This window comes from Variovorax atrisoli 110B (assembly GCF_000382045.1).
In the GTDB taxonomy this organism is placed as follows: Bacteria; Pseudomonadota; Gammaproteobacteria; order Burkholderiales; family Burkholderiaceae_C; genus Variovorax; species Variovorax atrisoli.
Map to the genome: position 1 here is coordinate 102,443 of NZ_KB907459.1, position 18,927 is coordinate 121,369.

Here is an 18,927-nt window from a genome sequence, read left to right on the forward strand (position 1 = left end):
TGATTTACCAACGTTGCTTGTCGATGGAGGAGGGGGTGTCGCCAATGGCCGGAAGGCGCTTGAAGACACAGTCGGAAGAGGCGCCGCCGGCGCTTGCGAGCGCGGCCAGCGAATGCCCCGCGGCACGGGGCCGCGAGGAGGAAAACTGCTTTTGACGCAGGCCGTCGCGCTGCTGGCGCAGTGCGAAAGAAGGGCTGGTAAGTGCTGTCATGCCGGTACAGGGGCAAACCCTGTGCCAGGCTGGAAAAACGCTTTCAGATCAACGACTTGGCGGTGATCCGATGCATTTTTCGGGCTGGAGCGTCGCTGAAGTGGCTCCAAACCCCCGATTTTGTCGCCGAATCCCGACAAGCCTGGATTGCCAGTGGGCTTTGCCCAATGAAATCAACGACTTAGCAGCGTCGCTACTCGGCGACAGGGTCCCCGCCGCCAGCGACAGCGTCCGCCTTGAAGTGGCCCGGGGTGAGTTCGTGCTTCTGCAGCAGCCGGTAGAACTCGGTGCGATTCCGGTCGGCGAGGCGGGCCGCGTCGGCCACGTTCCCGTCCGTCAGTTTCAGCAGGCCGACCAGGTAGTCGCGCTCGAAACGCTGCTTGGCCTCGGCGTAGGTCTGCACCTCGACCGTCGGCACGCGCAGCGCCCGCTGCACCAGCGCCAGCGGGATCAGCGGCGAGCTCGACAGCGCGCAGACCTGTTCCACCACGTTGTAGAGCTGGCGCACGTTGCCCGGCCACGCGGCCATGGTCAGCGCCTTCAGCGCCTCGGGGGCGAAGCCCGAGAGCCGCTTGCCGTACTTGGTCGACAGGCGCTGCAGGAAGTGGTTGGCCAGCAGCGGGATGTCTTCCCGGCGCGCCGACAGCGGCGGCAGCGTCAGCGTCACCACGTTCAGGCGGTAATAGAGGTCTTCGCGGAACTGCCCGGCCTCCATCGCGGCGTCGAGGTCGCGGTGGGTGGCCGAGACGATGCGCACGTCGACCTGGATCGACTGGCTCGCGCCCAGCGGCCGCACCGCGCGCTCCTGCAGCACGCGCAGCAGCTTGACCTGCAGGGCGGGCGGCATGTCGCCGATCTCGTCCAGCAGCAGCGTGCCGCCGTCGGCCTGCTGGAACAGGCCCTTGTGATTGGCGTGGGCGTCGGTGAAGGCGCCCTTCATGTGGCCGAAGAGTTCCGACTCGAGCAGCGCCTCGGGGATGGCGCCGCAGTTGACCGCCACGAAGGGCTTGTCGGCGCGCGCGCTGGCCTTGTGGATGGCGCGCGCGAGCATCTCCTTGCCGGCGCCGGAGTCGCCGCGCAGCAGCACCGAGGCGTCCGACTTGGCGACCATGCGCGCCTCGGCCAGCAGCTCGGCCATGCGGTTGCTGCGGCTCACGATCTCGGAGCGCCAGCTGTCGTCGCCGGCCTTGCTGGGCGTGGCGGCGGGGGCGCCGAGCGCCAGAGCCTGCGCGATCTTCTCGAGCAGCTCGCGGCCGTCGTAGGGCTTGGTGAGATAGGTGAAGACGCCGCGCGCCGTGGCCTCGACCGCATCGGGAATGGTGCCGTGCGCGGTCAGCAGGATCACCGGCAGCGAGGGATGGCGCTTGCGGATTTCGTCGAAGAGCTGCAGGCCGTCGCGCCCGGGCAGGCGCACGTCGCTCAGCACCAGTTGCGGATGCTCGATCTCGAGCTGCGTGAGCGCGGTCTCGGCCGAGGTGACGGCCGTGACCTGGTAGCCCGCCGAGCTCAGCCGCATCGAAAGCAGCCGCAGCATGTCCGGGTCGTCGTCGACCACGAGGAGGCGGGCGCCGGTAGTGCTCATCGAAGAATCTCCATGCTTGGCGCTGCGGTGCTGCGGGCTTGCCTGGGGCGGCGCTGCAGCACGCTCATTGGCTCGGCTTGCTGCCCGCAGGCGGCGCGGCCGGTGCCGGGTTCATGTTGGGCCGCGCGAAGCTGCGCTCGATGGCGCGCAGCGCTTCGATGCGGTCGTTGAGCTGGTCGATGCGCCGCTGGCTGTCGCGCAGCTGCTGCACCTGCCTGTCGCGGTCGTCTTCCACGCGGCGCTGCTCCACGTAGCGCGCGGCCAGCGCGCGGGCCAGCGGCTGCAGCGGCTGCGCCTCGGGCGCGGGGTTGGCGATCACGCGCTGCAGCAGGCCCAGCGCGCGCGCCAGGTCGGCCGGAACGCGGGTCTGCGAAAGCAGCAGCGCCAGCTGCATCTGCACCGTGGGCGAGTCGCCGGGGTCGCCGATGCGGGCGATCTCGGCGCTGAGGTCGGCGCCGTTGAGCGGGCGCACCTTGTCGGCGTACGACAGCATCGAGGACACCGGGCCCTGCAACATCGTCGAGAACAGCGACGCGGCGGGCTGCGTGGCCGGCGCCCTGGGTTCGGCCTCCACCGGCATCACGCGTGGCACGACCGGCGGGGGCGGCAGCGCTTCGGCCTCGGCGGGCGGCTTGGGCTGCGAGGCGCAGGCGGCCAGCAGCAGGATGAAAGGCACGGTCATCGCCCCGGCGAAGGAGGAGCGGCGGACGAACGGAAAAGACATGGGTCGAAGAAGGACGCGAGGCGTTCGGACGGTGTGTTCTGGAGAGGGGAAGCCGGGGTGGTCAGGCCGTGCGCGGCAGCTCGATGCGGAAGTGCGCACCGGGACCGCCGGGCTGCAGTGTGATGCGGCCCCCGTGGGCTGCAATGTACTCCTGCACGATGGAAAGTCCGATGCCCGTGCCCTTCACGGTGTGTTCGGGCTGGCGCTCGCCGCGGAAGAAAGGCTCGAAGATCCGGTCGCGGTCCCCCTCTGCGATGCCCGGCCCGGCGTCGTTCACGTCGATGTGCACCGCTTCCGGTGTCTGCGACACGGTCAGCGTGATGACACCTCCCGTTACCGAAAAGCGGATGGCGTTGCTCAGCAGGTTGGCGATGGCGGTGCCCAGCTTGGCGCGGTCGACCGTGACGGTGACCGCTTCACCCTCGGCGCGCACCCGCAGGCCGTGCGACTGCCACTGCAGGCGCTGGCCCTCGATCTGCTCCTCGATCAGCGGCAGCAGCTCGGTGCGTTCGCGGCGCAGTTCGCGTGCCTCGAAGGCGGCGGCGTTGAAGCGCAGCAGCGCCTCGATCTGGCCCTGCAGCGCCACGGTATTCTGGTTGAGGATTTGCGCCACTTCCAGCTGCGCCGGGTTCAGCGGGCCGGTCACGCCGTCTTCCAGCAGCGACACGCCCTCGCGCAGCGCGGCCAGCGGCGTCTTCAGCTCATGCGACACGTGGCGCAGGAAGCGGGCCTTGTCGGCGTCGAGCTCGGTCAGGCGCAGGCGCAGCCATTCGAGCTGCTGCGACACGCGACGCACGTCGGCCGGGCCGCGGATGTCGATCGGCTCGTCGAGCCGGTTCTGGCCGAGTCCGACGATGGCGTGCTCCAGCCGCTTGAACGGCCGCGCCAGCCAGATGCCGAATGCCAGCGCCAGCGAGACCGCCAGCACGCTCGCGGCCACCACCTCGCGCATCAGCCGGCGGCGCGCGTTCTCGATGCGCCTGGCCAGCGCATCGTTCTGCGTCTCGATGAGGAACTGCGCCTGCTGGGCGATGTTGGTGTTGAGCGCGTCGAGTTCGCGGAACTGCATCGCCATCGTGCTCTCGCGGGCCAGGGCGCTGTCGGCGCTGCCGCTCATCAGGCCCTCGATCACGCCGAGCTGGGTGCGCCACATCTCGATGCCGGCGGGCGGCAGGCCGTTCTTCTCCAGGCGCTCGAGTACCTGGTGCGCCTCGCGCGCGGCGTCGTCGAAGCGGCGGCGCAGCACCGCGTCGTTCAGCACCAGCGACTGGCGCCCGGCGCGCTCCATCGCCGCGCTGCGCTCGGCCAGCGACTGCGAGGCGCCGGACAGGCGCAGCGCGCGCGCGGCCGCGTCGCGGCTCTGGGTCATGAGCGCGTCGTACTGCAGCACCGAGCGAATCGCCACGCCCACCAGCAGGGCGGTGATCAGCAGGAAGGCGAAGAGCAGGAGCTGCTGGAACGAGCCCCGCATGGATGGACGCTTCGCCATCAGTGCTGGGCGAGCGCCATCGGCGATTCGTGGGTGACGACCTCGCCGCGCAGCGTGTAGGCCAGCGAGCGGGTGATGCGCAGGTCGGCCATCTGGCCCACCAGCCGCGCATCGCCCTCGAAGTTGACGACGCGGTTGCAGGCGGTGCGGCCCATGAGCTCGGTTGCGTCCTTGCGCGAGGCGCCTTCCACCAGCACGCGCTGCGTGGTGCCGACAAGCGCCTGGCCGAAGCGCTTCACGTTGGCGTCGATCACGCCCTGCAGCTTCTGCAGGCGCGCGAGCTTCACCTCGTGCGGCGTGTCGTCGTGTAGCGCGGCCGCCGGCGTGCCGGGGCGCGGGCTGAAGATGAAGCTGAAGCTGGCGTCGAACTGGCAGTCGTCGATCAGCTTCATCATCTTGTTGAAGTCGTCCTCGGTCTCGCCGGGGAAGCCGACGATGAAGTCGCTGCTCAGGGCCAGCTCGGGGCGGATGGCGCGCAGCTTGCGCACCGTGCTCTTGTATTCCATGGCGGTGTAGCCGCGCTTCATCGCCATCAGGATGCGGTCGCTGCCGTGCTGCACCGGCAGGTGCAGGTGGCTCACGAGCTGCGGCACCTTCGCATAGGCCTCGATCAGGCGCGGCGTGAACTCGTTCGGATGGCTGGTGGTGTAGCGGATGCGCTCGATGCCGGGAATCTCGGCGACGTATTCGATGAGCAGCGCGAAGTCGGCGATCTCGGCGGTGTCGCCCATCCTGCCGCGGTAGGCATTCACGTTCTGGCCCAGCAGCGTGATCTCGCGCACGCCCTGGTCGGCCAGGCCGGCGATCTCGACGAGCACGTCGTCGAGCGGACGGTTCACTTCCTCGCCGCGGGTGTAGGGCACCACGCAGTAGCTGCAGTACTTGGAGCAGCCTTCCATGATCGACACGAAGGCGGTCGCGCCTTCGACGCGCGCGGGCGGCAGGTGGTCGAACTTCTCGATCTCGGGGAAGCTGATGTCCACCTGCGGGCGGTCCAGGCGCTCGCGGTCGCTCAGCATCTCGGGCAGGCGGTGCAGGGTCTGCGGGCCGAACACGATGTCGACATAGGGCGCGCGCGCGATGATGGCCTCGCCCTCCTGGCTGGCCACGCAGCCGCCGACGCCGATCTTCACGCCCTTGGCCTTCAGGTGCTTCACGCGGCCGAGGTCGGAGAACACCTTCTCCTGCGCCTTCTCGCGCACCGAGCAGGTGTTGAACAGGATGAGGTCGGCCTCGTCCACGTTCTGGGTGGGCTCGTAGCCTTGTGCGGCGTTGAGCACGTCGGCCATCTTGTCCGAGTCGTACTCGTTCATCTGGCAGCCGAAGGTCTTGATGAATACTTTTTTCATGGGGAGCTCTCTCTCGCGGCCCCTGCCTTATGCGGGGGCACGGCGGCCGGGCGCGCGGCAACCTGCCGCGCCGGCCGTCTTCTTGCTTGCTTACTGCGTGTTGAGGGTGTCGTTCGAGGTGAACGGCCAGACGTTCAGGAACGGCTTGTTCAGCGATTCGCGGCTGGCGGTGGCCTCGGTCGGCGTGAGGATCCACACCTCGCGCAGCAGCCCGGCGGCGTCGCGCGTGTAGTTGACCAGGTACTTCTGGCCGATGATGGCCCCGGGCATGACCAGCATGTTCTGGTCGCTGCGGATGCGCGCGCCGGCGCCCAGGCGGTCGGGCTTGCCGTCGAGCTCGACGTCGGGTGCGTTGGTCACCATGAACTTGCCGCGCAGGGTGCCGACAGGGAAGACGCGGCCGCCCAGGATCGACTCGTTCTGGGTCTGGGGGCGGGGGACTTCGTCCTGCGCGCTGGCGGCCAGCGGGAAAAGGCCTGCGGCAGCAATGGCTGCTGTGCAAAGCGCTATGGAAGTGAGAGCATTCGTGGGTTTTTTCTTGCAGCGGTTCATGGGGTTCATCCAGAGGCTGTGGACCGGCGATTTTAGCGATGGGCCCCTGTCCGCCCGTGCCGGCCGCAGCGAGTAGTGCGACTTTCGGTTGACCTGCTTTACATTTCTTTACGGGGCCCGTGATCGCCAGGAGTCGGCCGCTGATCCAATAGCCATGTCAGCCCAAAGTGCACAAGAACCCATGAAGAAAAATGTCGCCGTCGCCCTCGGGGGCGTGTTGATCGTAGCCGTCGCGCTCGGGTGGTGGAGCATGTCTGGGGACAAGTCCGCCGCCCAGACGGCCAAGGCGCCGGGCGCCAAGGGCGGCGCCCCGGCGGGCGGCGCGCCCGCGCTGGTGACGCTGGCCACGGCGAAGAAGCAGGACGTGCCCGTGACCGTGCAGGTCAACGGCAGCGTGGTCTCCCTCAACAGCGTCGACCTGCGCCCGCAGGTGACCAACACGGTGAGCGCGGTGCACGTGAAGGAGGGCCAGTTCGTCAAGGCGGGCCAGCTGCTCTTCTCGCTCGACGACCGCAACGACCAGGCCAACCTCGCGCGCGCGAAGGCGCAGCAGCAGAAGGACGAGGCCACGCTGGCCGACCTCGAGCGCCAGTACAGGCGCAGCCAGGAGCTGGTGGCCCAGAACTTCATCGCCAAGAGCGCGGCCGACGCCACGCTCTCGCAGCTCGAGGCGCAGCGCGCCGCCGTGGCGGCCGACCGCGCGGCCGTGCAGTCGGCGCAGGTGGCGCTGGGCTATGCCACGCTGCGCGCGCCCATCGCGGGGCGCATCGGCGCGGTCAACATCTACCCGGGAACGCTGGTGCAGCCGACGCTGTCGCTGGTGACCGTCACGCAGCTCGACCCGATCGCCGTGAGCTTCCCCGTGCCCGAGGCCAACCTGCAGGACCTGCTGGAGGCCGCGCGCTCGCGCTCGAAGGTCGAGGCCGTCGTCCCCGGCCGCAGGGAGCCGCTGACGGGCACGCTCGACTTCGTCGACAACACCGTCGATCCGACCATCGGCACCGTGCGCGCCAAGGCCGTGTTCGGCAACCCCGACCAGAGCCTGTGGCCCGGGCAGTTCGTGGCCACGCGCATCACGGTGCGCACGCTCGGCGGCGCTACGGTGGTGCCGGCGGCGGCGCTGATGATGCTGTCCGACGGCGCCTCGCTCTACGTGGTGGACGAGGCCAAGACCGCCACGCGCCGCAAGGTGAAGGCGCTGCACACCTTCGGCACGCAGGTGGCCGTGAGCGGCGTCGAGCCCGGCGAGCAGGTGGTGATCGAGGGCAGCCAGAACGTGCGCCCGGGCGGCAAGGTGCGCGTGGACGAGAAGGCACCGGCTGCCGCTCCGGGTGCGCCGGGCTCGCCTTCCAACGGCACCACCGGCGTCACGCCCGGCAGCGCGGCGTCATCCGACGGCACCGACGCCAAGCCGCCGCGCCGGGAACGCGCATGAGCCGCCGGGCCGCTCCGAAGGCGAATACCGCAGCGCGAGGCGCGGAGGTCGACCGATGAACATCTCGGAACTCTGCATCCGACGTCCGGCGATGACGGTGCTGCTGTCCGCCGCCGTGGTGGTCATCGGCATCTTCGCGTACTTCAGCATCCCCGTCGCCGCGCTACCCAGCTACAACACGCCGGTCATCAACGTCAACGCGCAGCTGCCGGGTGCGAGCCCCGACACCATGGCGTCTTCGGTGGCGCTGCCGCTGGAAAAGCAGTTCTCGACCATCCCGGGCCTGCAGACCATCAGCTCGGTGAACACGCAGGGCGTGACCTCGCTCACGCTCGAATTCGTCAGCAGCCGCGACATCGACGCCGCGGCCGTCGACGTGCAGGCAGCGCTGCTGCGCGCCCAGCGCCAGCTGCCGCAGGAGCTGACGCAGCTGCCCTCGTACCGCAAGGTGAACCCGGCCGACGCGCCGGTGCTCTTCATCGCGCTGATCTCGCCGTCGATGAACCCGTCGGAGCTCAACGACTACGCCGAGAACCTCATCTCGCCCACGCTCTCGACCATCGACGGCGTGGCGCAGGTGGGCGTGTACGGCCGCAAGGCCTTCGCGGTGCGCATCAAGGCCAACGCCGACCTGCTCAACGCGCGCAACATCACGCTCGACGAGCTGGCCAAGGCGGTGAACACGGCCAACGCCAACACGCCGGTCGGCGTGCTCGACGGCCCGCGCCAGACGCTCACCATCCAGGCCAACCGACAGCTCATGAAGGCGGCCGATTTCGCCAAGCTGATCGTCGGACAGCGCAACGGCTCGCCGGTTCGCCTCGACGAGGTGGCGACCATCGAGGACAGCTTCGAATCGGTGAAGACCGCCAGCAGCTTCAACGGACAGGATTCCATCTCGCTGGCCGTGCAGCGCCAGCCCAACGCCAACACCGTGCAGGTGGTGGATGCGGTGCGCGCGCTGATCCCCCGCTTCAAGGCGGAGCTGCCGCAGTCGGTCGAGATCCAGATGGTGAACGACCGCTCCATCTCCATCCGCGAGGCGGTGCACGACGTGCAGCTCACGCTGCTGGGCACCATCGCGCTGGTGGTGCTGGTGATCTTCCTGTTCCTGCACCGGCTGGTGGCCACGCTGATCCCGGCCGCGACCATCCCCATTTCGCTGATCGGCGCGGTGGCGCTGCTCTACGCCTTCGGCTACAGCCTGGACAACATCTCGCTGCTGGGCATCACGCTCGCGGTGGGCCTGGTGGTGGACGACGCGATCGTGGTGCTGGAGAACATCATGCGCTACGTCGAGAAGGGCATGGACCCGTTCGCCGCGGCGCTGCGCGGCGCGCGAGAGGTGGGTTTCACCATCGTGTCGATCTCGATCTCGCTGGTGGCGGTTTTCATCCCGATCTTCTTCATGCCGGGGGTGATCGGCCTGCTGTTCCACGAGTTCGCGGTGGTGGTGGCGCTGGCGGTGCTGGTGTCGGCGGTGGTGTCGCTCACGCTGGTGCCGATGCTCGCGAGCCGCCTGCTCAAGCAGGTGCCGCGCAAGGAAGGCGCGCTCGACCACGAGGAAGAGCATCCCGAGCCCGGCACCGCCATCGGCCGCGCCTTCGAGCGCGGCTATCGCAAGGTGCATGCGACCTACATGAGCACCCTCGACTGGACGCTGGGGCACCGCAAGGTGATGCTGCTGATGGCGGCACTGACCTTCGTCGTCACCGGCTGGCTGTTCGCGACCATCCCCAAGGGCTTTTTCCCCGAGGAGGACATCGGCCAGATCCAGATCACCACCGAGGCCGCCGAAGACATCTCCTTCGTCGCCATGAAGGCGCTGCAGGACCGCGTGGCCGCCGCGCTCAAGGACGATCCGAGCGTCGACTACGTGAGCTCCTTCGTCGGCGTGGGCGGGCCCACCGCCACGCAGAACTCGGGCCGCCTCTTCGCGGTGCTCAAGCCGCGCAGCGAGCGCCCGCAGATGTCGAAGGTGCTCGAGTCGCTGCGCCAGCGCTTCCGCGAGATACCGGGCATCGCCGTCTACATGCAGCCGGTGCAGAACCTGCGCCTGGGCGGGCGCCAGAGCAAGGCGCGCTTCCAGTACACGCTGCAGAGCGTGAACGCGGGCGAGATGGTGCCGTGGGCCACGCGGCTCATGGAGCGCATGCGCGCAGACCCCGACTTCCGCGATGTCACCAGCGACTCGCAGAACCGCGGCCTGCAGGCCACACTCGACATCGACCGCGACAAGGCCGGCGTGCTCGGCGTGGCCGTGGGCGACCTGCGCACCGCGCTCTACAACGCCTACGGCGACCGCCAGATCGGCAGCATCTACGGCCCGAGCAACACCTACCAGGTGATCCTCTCGGCCGCCGACAACGACCGCCAGTTCGAGGAAGACGTCTCGCGCCTGTCGGTGCGCAGCACCACCGGCAAGCTGGTGCCGCTGTCGGCCTTCTCGACCGTCAAGCGCACCGTGGGACCCACCGCGGTGAACCACCAGGGCCAGCTGCAGGCGGTGACGGTGTCGTTCAACCTCGCGCCCGACGTGCCGCTGGGCAACGCGACCGCGAAGATCGACCGCTTCAAGGAAGAGCTGAAGATGCCCGCGTCGATCATCACCACCTACGGCGGCGATGCGGCGGTGTTCCAGAGCTCGCAGTCGAGCCAGGCCGTGCTGCTGGTGCTGGCGGTGCTGGTCATCTACGTGCTGCTGGGCGTGCTCTACGAGAGCTACATCCACCCCATCACCATCCTGGCGGGCCTGCCTTCGGCCGCAGTGGGCGCGCTGATCTCGCTGAAGATCTTCGGCTTCGACCTCACGCTGATCGCCACCATCGGCATCCTGCTGCTGATCGGCATCGTGAAGAAGAACGCGATCATGATGATCGACTTCGCGCTCGAGGCTCAGCGAACCGAGGGCATGAAGCCGGTCGACGCGATCCGCGAAGCCTGCCGCCTGCGCTTCCGCCCCATCCTGATGACAACGCTGGCCGCGCTCATGGGCGCGCTGCCCCTGGCCCTGGGCCTTGGCGCCGGCGCCGAACTGCGCCAGCCCCTGGGTGTGGCGGTGGTGGGCGGCCTGATCTTCTCGCAGGTGATCACGCTGTACATCACGCCGGCGATCTACCTCGCCCTCGACCGCTACAGCGGCACCGGCCCGATGGTCGACCTGCCGGGTGAGGCGCAGGCCGAGGTGGCCCACTCGCAGCACTCGCACGCCTGAAGGCGGGAGCGGCAGCCGAACACACAGGTAAGACAGGAAGACAGAAGCTGCGCAAAAGTCGCGAAAGAAACCGGGAAACCCTTTCAGGTCTTCTTTCGCAGCCTTTGCGGCCTGCAGCCCGATCCCGCCCGCCTCAGGTGGTCGTTTCGTCGAGAGCACCGTCCGTGAGGTGCGTCGTATCGCTCCACCCGACGAGGCTGAACCCCTCGCTCGTCCACAGCATGCGGTTGATCGCCGCGTTGCCGAGCTGCCAGGTACGCGGCGCCTGCAGTTCCTGGCGCGTGGCTGCGCGGTAGAGCACGTCCATCACGCCGCCGTGCGCCACCAGCACCACAAGTTCGCCCGGATGGCGCGCCGCCAGTTCGGCCGCCACGCCCGTGACGCGGTCGCGGAAGGTCAGGAGGCTCTCGCCGCCCTCGGGTTCGAACTCGGGGTCGCGCTCGCGCCAGCGCCTGGCTTCCACCGGCAGCGTAGCCTCGATCTCGGCGAAGCTCATGCCCTCGAACTTGCCGAAGGCGCGCTCGCGCAGGCGCGGCTCGGGCTGCACGGCCAGGCCGTGGGGCTCGGCGATGGCCTGCGCGGTCTGCCAGGCGCGCGAGAGGTCGCTGGCATAGACGACGCCGATGGGCTCGTCGGCCAGCGCCGCGCCCGCGCGCTGCGCCTGCCAGACGCCGGTGGCGTTGAGCCCGATGTCGAGCTGGCCCTGGATGCGGGTGTCGACGTTCCAGGCGGTCTCGCCGTGGCGAACTGCGATCAGGCGGGTGGGTTCTTCCATCCGGGGAATTCTAGAAGCCGCTATTTCCTGGCCTGCTGGGCCGTCGGCAGTTCGATGTTGACCCGGCGTTCGCCCTGCGGCGGGTTCGGGAAGCCCTGCAGCGCCGCCTGGAACATCACCGGCAGGATCGCAGCGCTGGAGGTGTAGGGGCCGTCGTTGCGGGCGCGGGTCTCGTAGACCACCCGATTGGTGCCGGCCTCGCGCAGCACGATGCTCACCTCGCGCTCGTACCAGGGATTGGCAGGCGGCGCGAACGCCGGGCCGCCATACCAGCCGCCGCCGTACCAGCGCCGGCCGTAGTAGCCATAGCCTCCCCAACCGTAGCCCCAGGGGCCGTTGTAGAGCCATGGATCGGCCCAGGGCGAGAGGCCGGCCGTCACGCGCGCGCCGATCTGTGCGGTGTACTGGGCCTTGGCGTCGTCGCGGCGCAGGCCGACCTGATCGAGCGCCGCGCCGGCCATGGCTTCGAGCGATTCCTGCCGCGCGCCGTCGGCCTGCTGCGAGGGCAGGCGGTCGAAGCGGTAGGTGGCGCCTGGCGCGATGGCGCCGGGGGAGGCGAAGCTCTTCACGTCGCTGTCGACCACCCAGGAGGTGGCGCAGCCCGTCAGGCTTGCGGCGAGAAGAAGAGCCGAGAACGCAGATTTCATGAGGGTCTCCGGGCACCGGGTGCCCCAAATTCCCCTGGGTTGCCCGTTCAGCCCTGGACGATGCGCAGGGCGGCAGGTGCCTGGGAGAGCAGATCGAAGGAAGGCGGATCGAAGGCCTTGTCGCCCTCGTCGTCCGCCACGCCGGTCGCCTTCAGACCCTTGAAGTCGTGCTGCGTTCCGTCGAGCAGGTGCGAAGGCACCACGTTCTGCAGCGCGGTGAACATGTTCTCCACGCGGCCAGGGTACTTCTTGTCCCACTCGCGCAGCATTTCGCCCACCTGCTTGCGCTGCAGGTTCTCCTGGCTGCCGCACAGCGTGCACGGAATGATCGGGAATTCGCGGTGCTGGGCCCAGCGGATGGTGTCCTTCTCGGACACGTAGGCCAGCGGGCGGATCACGACGTGCCTGCCGTCGTCGCTCACCAGCTTGGGCGGCATGCTCTTGAGCTTGCCGGCGAAGAACATGTTGAGGAAGAAGGTCTGCAGCATGTCGTCGCGGTGGTGGCCCAGCGCGACCTTGGTGGCGCCCAGCTCGTCGGCCACGCGGTAGAGGATGCCCCGGCGCAGCCGGCTGCACAGGCCGCAGGTGGTCTTGCCCTCGGGGATCACGCGCTTGACGATGCTGTAGGTGTCCTGGTTCTCGATGTGGAAGTCCACGCCCAGCTCACTCAGGTACCTGGGCAGCACCTCCTCGGGAAAGCCGGGCTGCTTCTGGTCGAGGTTGACCGCGACGATGTCGAAGTGGATGGGCGCGCGCGCCTTCAGCTTGAGCAGGATGTCGAGCAGCGCGTAGCTGTCCTTGCCGCCCGAGACGCACACCATGACCTTGTCGCCCTCCTCGATCATGTTGTAGTCGACGATCGCCTGCCCGACCTGGCGGCACAGGCGCTTCTCGAGCTTGTGCGTCTCGCGCTCGATCTTCATGGAATTGGCGGGAGAGGAGGCGGTGGCGTCGGCGGTGGCGGGCGCCTCGTCGATCCAGACGGCGTTCATGGGCAGGCTGCTTCGGGGAGTCGGGGGAAGGGGGTGATTGTCCCCGATCCCCACTTCATCTGCCATGTCACCCGTCATCTCGCCTGTCATCCGGCCCATTTCCCGGGGCTCCCGCCGCGGGGATCGGGCTTTCCGGAAAGGCCTGCCGCATCGCCTCCACGAAGAGCCGCAGCCTCGCCGGATAGAAGCGCGCATACGGATACACGATGTACACCGGCGCCGGCACACCGCGCCACCGGGGCGCCAGGTGCACCAGCCGGCCCGCCTCCAGCTCCTCGGTCAGCATCCAGGCCGACGACACCCCGACGCCCGCGCCCAGCACGGCCGCGCTGCGCAGGGCGTAGAGGCTGTCGGTGATCATGCGAGGGCGTATCGGCACCCGGTACACCTCGCCCGTGCCCTCGTGCGTGAACACCACCTCGGTCCGGTAGAAATTGCGCGCCGCCAGCCAGGGCAGGGCTTCGAGCTCGCCGGGATGCGCCGGCACCGGCGTGCCGGCCCCGAAGAGCGACGGCGCCCCGACCGCGATGCGAGGAACGTCGAAGAGGCGGATCGCCACGGCATTGGGGTCCGTCACCTCGCCCACGCGGATCGCGCAGTCGACGCCCTCGGCGATGAAATCGGGCGTGTCGTCGTGCGGGCTGTCGTGCAGCAGCCATTCGACCGCCACCTGCGGATGGCGCTTCAGATAGGAGGCCAGCGGCCCGACCAGCAGCTGCTGCCCGAAGGCATGCGGCACCACCACGCGCAGCCGCCCCTCGGGCTGGTCGCCCACGCCGCGCAGCTCGGCCTCGAAGGCGCCCCAGCTCAGGATCAGCTCCTTGGCGCGGTCGAAGCAGCGCTCGCCGTCTTCCGTGAGCTTCATCGCATGGGTGGATCGCTGCAGCAGCCGCACGCCCAGCGAGCGTTCGAGCGCCTGCAGGCGGCGGCTCACGGTGGGCTGAGTGGTGCCCATCTGGGCCGCGGCGGCCGACAGGCTGCCGGCCTCGACGATGCGCACGAAGGTCTGCATCAGCTCGATGCGGTCGGCCGGAGGCGGGGGAGGCAGAAGCGTGGCCATGCGTCGAGCGTATATCAATTGTTCGGCCCGCAGGGCTACCTTCAGAGGGGGATGGCCCGCAAACTCCAGCCCTTGCTTCTCGAAACCAAGGGTTTACACCATGTCTTCCATTCAAAAAGCGCATGAAAAGCTGCCGGGATCGCTGATCCTGCTGCTGGCTGCCAGCGCCGGCTTCGGCGTCGCGGCGCTCTACTACAGCCAGCCCATGCTGGGCGTGCTCGGCCCCGACATCGGCGCCTCCGCCCGCTCCGTGGGCTTCGTGCCCACGCTCACGCAACTGGGCTATGCGCTGGGCATCCTGCTGCTCGCGCCGCTGGGCGACCGCTTCGACCGGCGCCGCATCATCCTCGCCAAGGCCTCGGTGCTGGTGCTCGCACTGCTGGGCGCGGCCTTCTCGCCCTCGGTCGCGCCGCTGCTGGCGGCGAGCCTCGTCATCGGGCTCTCTGCCACGCTGGCCCAGGACGTGGTGCCGGCCGCCGCCACACTGGCCCCCGAGGCGCATCGCGGCCGCATCGTCGGCACCGTGATGACCGGGCTGCTGCTGGGCATCCTGCTGTCACGCGTGCTCGCCGGCTTCGTGGCCGAGCACTTCGGCTGGCGCACGATGTTCGTCGTCGCGGCCGTGAGCATCGCGTTCATCGGCGCCGCCGCGGCGCGCGGCCTTCCGCGCCTGCGCCCGACCACGCACCTGGGCTACGGCGCGCTGCTGGGTTCGCTGGCCGGCCTGTGGAAGCGCCATGGCGCGCTGCGCCGCGCGACCTTCGCGCAGGCCCTGCTGTCGGTGGGCTTCAGCGCCTTCTGGTCGACGCTGGCCGTGATGCTGCATGGCGCGCCGTTCCACCTGGGCAGTGCGGCGGCCGGTGCCTTCGGCCTGGCCGGTGCTGCGGGCGCGCTGGCCGCGCCCATCGCCGGGCGCCTTGCCGACCGCCGCGGTCCCGAGCTGGTGATCCGCATGGGCGCCGTGCTGGTCGCCGTGTCGTTCGCCGCGATGCTGTTCGCACCGCTGCTGGCGACGCCCGCCGCGCGGCTGGGGCTGATCGTGGTCGCCGCCATCGGCTTCGACTTCGGGCTGCAGGCCGCGCTGATCGCGCACCAGACGGTGGTCTACGGCATCGACCCCGGTGCACGCAGCCGGCTCAACGCGGTGTTCTTCACGGGTGTGTTCGTCGGCATGGCCACGGGCTCGGCGCTGGGTGCTCTGGTGCTGGCGCAGTGGGGATGGCCGGGCGTGGCGGCGATGGCCTCGGTGTCGGCGCTCGGGGCGCTGGCAGTGCGCATGTGGCCTGCCGCCTCGAAGAAGAAGGCAGCCGTTGCCTGCGGCTCGGCCGCCTGAAATGCAGGACGTCCGGCTAGCTCACCACTGGCCGGCTTCCATGCGGATCGCCACCTCGCAGTCGTCGAAGATCTCGAGCTTGGCGATCTTCACGCGCACGCCCAGCACGCCGGGCAGCTGCAGCAGCCGCTGCGCCAGCTTGCCGATCAGGCTCTCCAGCAGGTTGACGTGCTCGGCGGTGCACTCGTCGATGATGATGCGGCGCACCTTGCGGTAGTCGAGCACGTGGAAGATGTCGTCGTCCTGCGGCAGCAGCGGCTGGGGGCCGAGATTGAGTTCGGCGTCGACCAGGATCGGCTGGGGCGCCGTCTTCTCCTGCTCGAGGATGCCCAGGTTGGCGTCGAAGCGCAGGCCCTGGAGTGTGAGTGTCTGGTGGCCGTGCGAGGGAGTGGACATGGTGGGTGGGCTCACATGAGCGAGAAATCGCGCTCGAATTTCATCAGGTGCTGGCCGCCGTCCACCAGCAGCGTGGTGCCGGTGATGGAGCGGTTCTCCAGCGCGAACTTCACCGTGGCGGCCACGTCCCCGGGCGTGGAGGAGCGGCCCAGCGGCGAGAGCTTGTGCAGTTGCGCGAACTTGTCGTCGTCGAGCATGTGGCTCGCCAGCGTGAGGCCGGGCGCCACGCCCACCACGCGCACCCTTGGCGCGAGGGCCAGCGCCAGCAGCGGCGTCGCCGCTTCGAGGGCCGCCTTCGACAGCGTGTAGCTCAGGAAGTCGGGGTTCGGGTTCCAGAGCTTCTGGTCGAGCAGGTGCACGACGGCGCCGTGGGCATCGCGCGCGTCCAGGTGCTCGTGCAGCGCATTCGCCAGCAGGATGGCCGCGCCGGTGTTGCTGCGCGCATGGCGCTCCATGAGCGCATAGCCGAAGGTGGAAGCCTCGTCGTGCTCGAAGAGGGCGGCGCTGTGCACCACGGCATCGACGCTGCGAAAGCGCGCCACCACGCGGGGCAGCAGGGCGCGGGTGGCCTGCTCGTCGTCGAGGTCGGCTGCGAACAGGGCCGAGTCGCCCGAGAGCGCGGCGCAGTCGGCGACCGTCTGCTCGGCTTCGGCGCGCGAGCTCCGGTAGTGCACCGCCACCTGCCATCCGCCCGCGGCGAGCGCGAGCGCGATCTCGCGGCCGAGCCGGCGGCCCGCGCCCGTGACGAGTACCGTGCGGGGGGAGTTGGATGCTGGGGAGGCGGGGCTCATGCGGGGAGAGGGAGAATGGCGCTGTGACGACAAAGACGACCCCCAGCAGTTTACCTACCGCCCTCGACCACCTCATCGCGCGTTCCATCGAACGCGCGGGCGGCTGGATCGGCTTCGACCGCTTCATGGCCCTCGCGCTCTATGCGCCCGGCCTCGGCTACTACGCCAACACCCTGGCCAAGTTCGGCCACATGCCCTCTTCAGGCAGCGACTTCGTGACCGCGCCCGAACTCACGCCCATGTTCGGCCAGGCCCTGGCCGCGCAGGTGGCCGAGGCGCTGGAAAAGACAGGCACCGACACCGTGTGGGAATTCGGCGCCGGCTCCGGTGCGCTGGCCGTGCAGTTGCTGCATGCGCTCGACGGCATGGGACGTGGCGACGTGCGCTATCGCATCGTCGACCTGTCGGGCACCTTGCGCGAGCGGCAGCAGCAGGCGCTCGCCGCACATGCGGGCCGCGTCGAATGGCTCGACGAGCTGCCCGAGGCTATGGAAGGCGTGGTCGTCGGCAACGAAGTGCTCGATGCGATGCCGGTGCAACTGCTGGCCCGGGTCGGCGGGCAGTGGTTCGAGCGCGGGGTGGTGCGCAACGCCGCCGACGATGGCTGGGCCTGGGCCGACCGCGAGACCGAACTTCGGCCGCCGGTCGATGTGCCTGGAGAGCATGACTACCTCACCGAGATCCACCCGCAGGCCAGGGCCTTCGTCGCGACCCTGGCCGATCGCTTGAAGAAGGGAGCTGCGTTCTTCATCGACTACGGCTTTCCCGAGGCCGAGTACTACCACCCGCAGAGGCACATGGGGACCGTGATGTGCCATCGGGGGCACAAGGCCGATGGGGACCCGCTGTCGGACGTCGGGTTGAAGGACATCACGGCGCACGTCGACTTCACCGGGATTGCGCTGGCTGGGCAGGATGCGGGGCTTGCCGTGCTGGGCTATACGAGCCAGGCGCGGTTTCTGCTGAACTGCGGGTTGCTTTCCCTGATGGAGCAGGGCTCTGTTGCCGAGCGGGGGATGGCGGCTCGGCTCATTCATGAGCATGAGATGGGGGAGTTGTTCAAGGTGGTGGGGTTTGCTGTGGGGGGGGATTGGGAGGCGATGGGGTTTGGTGAGGGGGATCGGAGTCATACGCTCTGATCTCTCTTTGGCTTTTTGGTCGGTGGCGGGGTGGTTGTTTCCCGGGGCCGGGACTCGCCCCGGCGGGCGACCTACTTTCTTTTGCTTCGCCAAAAGAAAGTAGGCAAAGAAAAGGCGACCCCGCTGTCTGCGACCCTTCGCTTCGCTGCGGGCAACCTGCGGTGCTCGCGTTTCGCGGGGTCTCGCCCAAACTCGCTTCGCTCAGACAAGGGCGAGCCCTGATCCGCGAAACGCTGCGCTCCTCGGCGCAGCCAGAGGGGAGGGGGAACCCTCGGGCCTTTGCTGCGCTCGGCCTGGCTCCCTCTCCCTCTCCCGCTTGCGGGAGAGGGCTGGGGTGAGGGCTGCAGCGCCTATGTGCCGTGCTTTCTCGTTCTTTCAGATCATCGGCGTGACCGCACCATCCATCGCCACGATCGCGCCGGTCACATAGCTCGCCTTCGGCGATGCGAGGAACAGCACGGTGTTCGCCACTTCTTCCGGCGTCGCGATGCGGCCCAGCGGCAGTCTGGACTTGGCACGCTCCAGTGCTTCGTCGGTGCCGATGCCCTGCAGCTTCGCGTCGGCCTTCATGCCTTCCTGCAGGCGCTCGGTGAGGGTGAGGCCGGGGTTCACGGCGTTCACGCGCACGCCCTTGGCGGCGTAGGCGGCGGCCATGCCGGCGCTCACGAGCATGAGGGCTGCGTTGGCTGCGCCGCCGGCCATGTGGACGGGGCTGGCGACTTTGCCGCCCTGGCCGATGACGTTGACGATGGCGCCGCGGCCGCGACGGCCCATCCGCTTGACCACCGGGTCGATCATGTGGATGTAGGTGAAGTACTTGGCGTCCATGGCGTCGTGCCACGACGCGGCGGTGAGGTCGTCGGGCGGGGTGCGGCGGGCGGCGCCTGCGGAATTGACGAGGACGTCGACGGGACCGAATGCCTTTTCGGCGGCGTCGAGGGCGGCAACGGCGCCGGCGGGGTCCTTGAGGTCGGCGGCGTGGATGGAGACGCGGCCTTCGGCCTGCGCGAACGATTCGAGCAGGGTCTTGCGGCCCTGTTCCAGGTTGGCGAGGTCGCGCGAGACGAGGCTCACGCGCGCGCCTTCGCGCAGGAAGCCGAGAGCGCAGGCCAGGCCGATGCCCTTGCTGCCGCCGGTGACGAGTACGTGCTGGTCCTGGAGTTGGAGGTCCATGAATCGGGTCCTTGTTGGAGATTGCAGGATGGGTGCGGCGATTCAATCACCACCGCGAAACCCCT

At 69.0% G+C, this 18,927-nt stretch carries 17 protein-coding genes; 4 read left to right on the top strand and 13 right to left on the bottom strand.

Translation table 11 applies throughout. The features are described 5' to 3' along the window. Positions 1–4: 4 nt before the first annotated feature. The 6 genes from G369_RS37770 to G369_RS0125120 form a co-directional block, all read right to left on the bottom strand. Positions 5–211 (bottom strand): hypothetical protein, encoded by a 207-nt coding sequence (locus tag G369_RS37770; protein WP_080647898.1) that lies wholly within the window; start codon positions 209–211, stop codon positions 5–7. 193 nt (positions 212–404) lie between these two features. Beyond that, entirely contained in the window at positions 405–1,793 is a 1,389-nt protein-coding gene (locus G369_RS0125100; protein ID WP_019656806.1) for a sigma 54-interacting transcriptional regulator, read from the bottom strand. A 64-nt stretch (positions 1,794–1,857) separates the two neighbouring features. Beyond that, entirely contained in the window at positions 1,858–2,517 is a 660-nt protein-coding gene (locus tag G369_RS0125105) for a hypothetical protein (protein ID WP_019656807.1), read from the bottom strand. Between the two features lie 61 nt (positions 2,518–2,578). Further along, positions 2,579–4,006 carry a sensor histidine kinase gene (locus tag G369_RS0125110; RefSeq protein WP_019656808.1) on the bottom strand — a complete coding sequence of 476 codons (1,428 nt, stop codon included), beginning with the start codon at positions 4,004–4,006 and terminating at the stop codon, positions 2,579–2,581. Further along, complete coding sequence (gene miaB / locus G369_RS0125115) at positions 4,006–5,355, bottom strand: tRNA (N6-isopentenyl adenosine(37)-C2)-methylthiotransferase MiaB (protein ID WP_019656809.1); 1,350 nt, start codon at positions 5,353–5,355, stop codon at positions 4,006–4,008. The genes G369_RS0125110 and miaB overlap by 1 nt, the downstream gene beginning before the upstream one ends. A gap of 90 nt (positions 5,356–5,445) precedes the next feature. Continuing rightward, a complete protein-coding gene (locus tag G369_RS0125120) occupies positions 5,446–5,907 on the bottom strand; it encodes a hypothetical protein (protein ID WP_020723248.1) in 462 nt (153 codons plus the stop codon). A gap of 250 nt (positions 5,908–6,157) precedes the next feature. Between G369_RS0125120 and G369_RS0125125 the strand changes: the two genes are divergently transcribed. After that, a complete protein-coding gene (locus G369_RS0125125; RefSeq protein ID WP_019656811.1) occupies positions 6,158–7,342 on the top strand; it encodes an efflux RND transporter periplasmic adaptor subunit in 1,185 nt (394 codons plus the stop codon). A 55-nt stretch (positions 7,343–7,397) separates the two neighbouring features. Then, on the top strand, positions 7,398–10,556 hold the full coding sequence (locus G369_RS0125130; protein ID WP_019656812.1) for an efflux RND transporter permease subunit: 3,159 nt from the start codon (positions 7,398–7,400) through the stop codon (positions 10,554–10,556). Positions 10,557–10,689: 133 nt separating this feature from the next. Here G369_RS0125130 and G369_RS0125135 read toward each other — a convergent pair whose 3' ends face one another. The 4 genes from G369_RS0125135 to G369_RS0125150 form a co-directional block, all read right to left on the bottom strand. Then, positions 10,690–11,331, bottom strand: a complete 642-nt coding sequence (locus tag G369_RS0125135; protein WP_019656813.1) for a histidine phosphatase family protein — start codon at positions 11,329–11,331, stop codon at positions 10,690–10,692. 20 nt (positions 11,332–11,351) lie between these two features. Beyond that, positions 11,352–11,978, bottom strand: coding sequence for a DUF4136 domain-containing protein (locus tag G369_RS0125140; RefSeq protein WP_019656814.1), 627 nt, complete (start codon positions 11,976–11,978; stop codon positions 11,352–11,354). Between the two features lie 47 nt (positions 11,979–12,025). Beyond that, positions 12,026–12,970: a tRNA 2-thiocytidine(32) synthetase TtcA gene (ttcA, locus tag G369_RS0125145; protein WP_019656815.1), complete on the bottom strand. Its 945-nt coding sequence runs from the start codon at positions 12,968–12,970 to the stop codon at positions 12,026–12,028. Between the two features lie 67 nt (positions 12,971–13,037). Continuing rightward, on the bottom strand, positions 13,038–14,030 hold the full coding sequence (locus G369_RS0125150; RefSeq protein WP_019656816.1) for a LysR family transcriptional regulator: 993 nt from the start codon (positions 14,028–14,030) through the stop codon (positions 13,038–13,040). 100 nt (positions 14,031–14,130) lie between these two features. Here G369_RS0125150 and G369_RS0125155 point away from each other — a divergent pair, with 100 nt between their 5' ends. Next, the gene (locus G369_RS0125155) at positions 14,131–15,363 is read left to right on the top strand and encodes an MFS transporter (RefSeq protein ID WP_019656817.1); all 1,233 of its coding nucleotides are present in this window, start codon (positions 14,131–14,133) and stop codon (positions 15,361–15,363) included. A gap of 21 nt (positions 15,364–15,384) precedes the next feature. Here G369_RS0125155 and G369_RS0125160 read toward each other — a convergent pair whose 3' ends face one another. Both G369_RS0125160 and G369_RS0125165 read right to left on the bottom strand, forming a co-directional pair. Then, the gene (locus G369_RS0125160; protein WP_019656818.1) at positions 15,385–15,759 is read right to left on the bottom strand and encodes a dihydroneopterin aldolase; all 375 of its coding nucleotides are present in this window, start codon (positions 15,757–15,759) and stop codon (positions 15,385–15,387) included. 11 nt (positions 15,760–15,770) lie between these two features. Continuing rightward, positions 15,771–16,550, bottom strand: a complete 780-nt coding sequence (locus tag G369_RS0125165; RefSeq protein WP_019656819.1) for an SDR family oxidoreductase — start codon at positions 16,548–16,550, stop codon at positions 15,771–15,773. Positions 16,551–16,573: 23 nt separating this feature from the next. Between G369_RS0125165 and G369_RS0125170 the strand changes: the two genes are divergently transcribed. Beyond that, complete coding sequence (locus G369_RS0125170; RefSeq protein ID WP_019656820.1) at positions 16,574–17,689, top strand: class I SAM-dependent methyltransferase; 1,116 nt, start codon at positions 16,574–16,576, stop codon at positions 17,687–17,689. A gap of 375 nt (positions 17,690–18,064) precedes the next feature. Here G369_RS0125170 and G369_RS0125175 read toward each other — a convergent pair whose 3' ends face one another. Continuing rightward, positions 18,065–18,862: an SDR family oxidoreductase gene (locus G369_RS0125175; RefSeq protein ID WP_019656821.1), complete on the bottom strand. Its 798-nt coding sequence runs from the start codon at positions 18,860–18,862 to the stop codon at positions 18,065–18,067. Positions 18,863–18,927: the final 65 nt, after the last annotated feature.

What these genes read in the sequence shown, in the direction of transcription:
- G369_RS37770 (WP_080647898.1), bottom strand. Translation starts at nt 211, where the DNA reads ATGACAGCACTTACCAGCCCTTCTTTCGCACTGCGCCAGCAGCGCGAC.
- G369_RS0125100 (WP_019656806.1), bottom strand. Translation starts at nt 1,793, where the DNA reads ATGAGCACTACCGGCGCCCGCCTCCTCGTGGTCGACGACGACCCGGAC.
- G369_RS0125105 (WP_019656807.1), bottom strand. Translation starts at nt 2,517, where the DNA reads ATGTCTTTTCCGTTCGTCCGCCGCTCCTCCTTCGCCGGGGCGATGACC.
- G369_RS0125110 (WP_019656808.1), bottom strand. Translation starts at nt 4,006, where the DNA reads ATGGCGAAGCGTCCATCCATGCGGGGCTCGTTCCAGCAGCTCCTGCTC.
- miaB (WP_019656809.1), bottom strand. Translation starts at nt 5,355, where the DNA reads ATGAAAAAAGTATTCATCAAGACCTTCGGCTGCCAGATGAACGAGTAC.
- G369_RS0125120 (WP_020723248.1), bottom strand. Translation starts at nt 5,907, where the DNA reads ATGAACCGCTGCAAGAAAAAACCCACGAATGCTCTCACTTCCATAGCG.
- G369_RS0125125 (WP_019656811.1), top strand. Translation starts at nt 6,158, where the DNA reads ATGTCTGGGGACAAGTCCGCCGCCCAGACGGCCAAGGCGCCGGGCGCC.
- G369_RS0125130 (WP_019656812.1), top strand. Translation starts at nt 7,398, where the DNA reads ATGAACATCTCGGAACTCTGCATCCGACGTCCGGCGATGACGGTGCTG.
- G369_RS0125135 (WP_019656813.1), bottom strand. Translation starts at nt 11,331, where the DNA reads ATGGAAGAACCCACCCGCCTGATCGCAGTTCGCCACGGCGAGACCGCC.
- G369_RS0125140 (WP_019656814.1), bottom strand. Translation starts at nt 11,978, where the DNA reads ATGAAATCTGCGTTCTCGGCTCTTCTTCTCGCCGCAAGCCTGACGGGC.
- ttcA (WP_019656815.1), bottom strand. Translation starts at nt 12,970, where the DNA reads ATGAACGCCGTCTGGATCGACGAGGCGCCCGCCACCGCCGACGCCACC.
- G369_RS0125150 (WP_019656816.1), bottom strand. Translation starts at nt 14,030, where the DNA reads ATGGCCACGCTTCTGCCTCCCCCGCCTCCGGCCGACCGCATCGAGCTG.
- G369_RS0125155 (WP_019656817.1), top strand. Translation starts at nt 14,131, where the DNA reads ATGTCTTCCATTCAAAAAGCGCATGAAAAGCTGCCGGGATCGCTGATC.
- G369_RS0125160 (WP_019656818.1), bottom strand. Translation starts at nt 15,759, where the DNA reads ATGTCCACTCCCTCGCACGGCCACCAGACACTCACACTCCAGGGCCTG.
- G369_RS0125165 (WP_019656819.1), bottom strand. Translation starts at nt 16,550, where the DNA reads ATGAGCCCCGCCTCCCCAGCATCCAACTCCCCCCGCACGGTACTCGTC.
- G369_RS0125175 (WP_019656821.1), bottom strand. Translation starts at nt 18,862, where the DNA reads ATGGACCTCCAACTCCAGGACCAGCACGTACTCGTCACCGGCGGCAGC.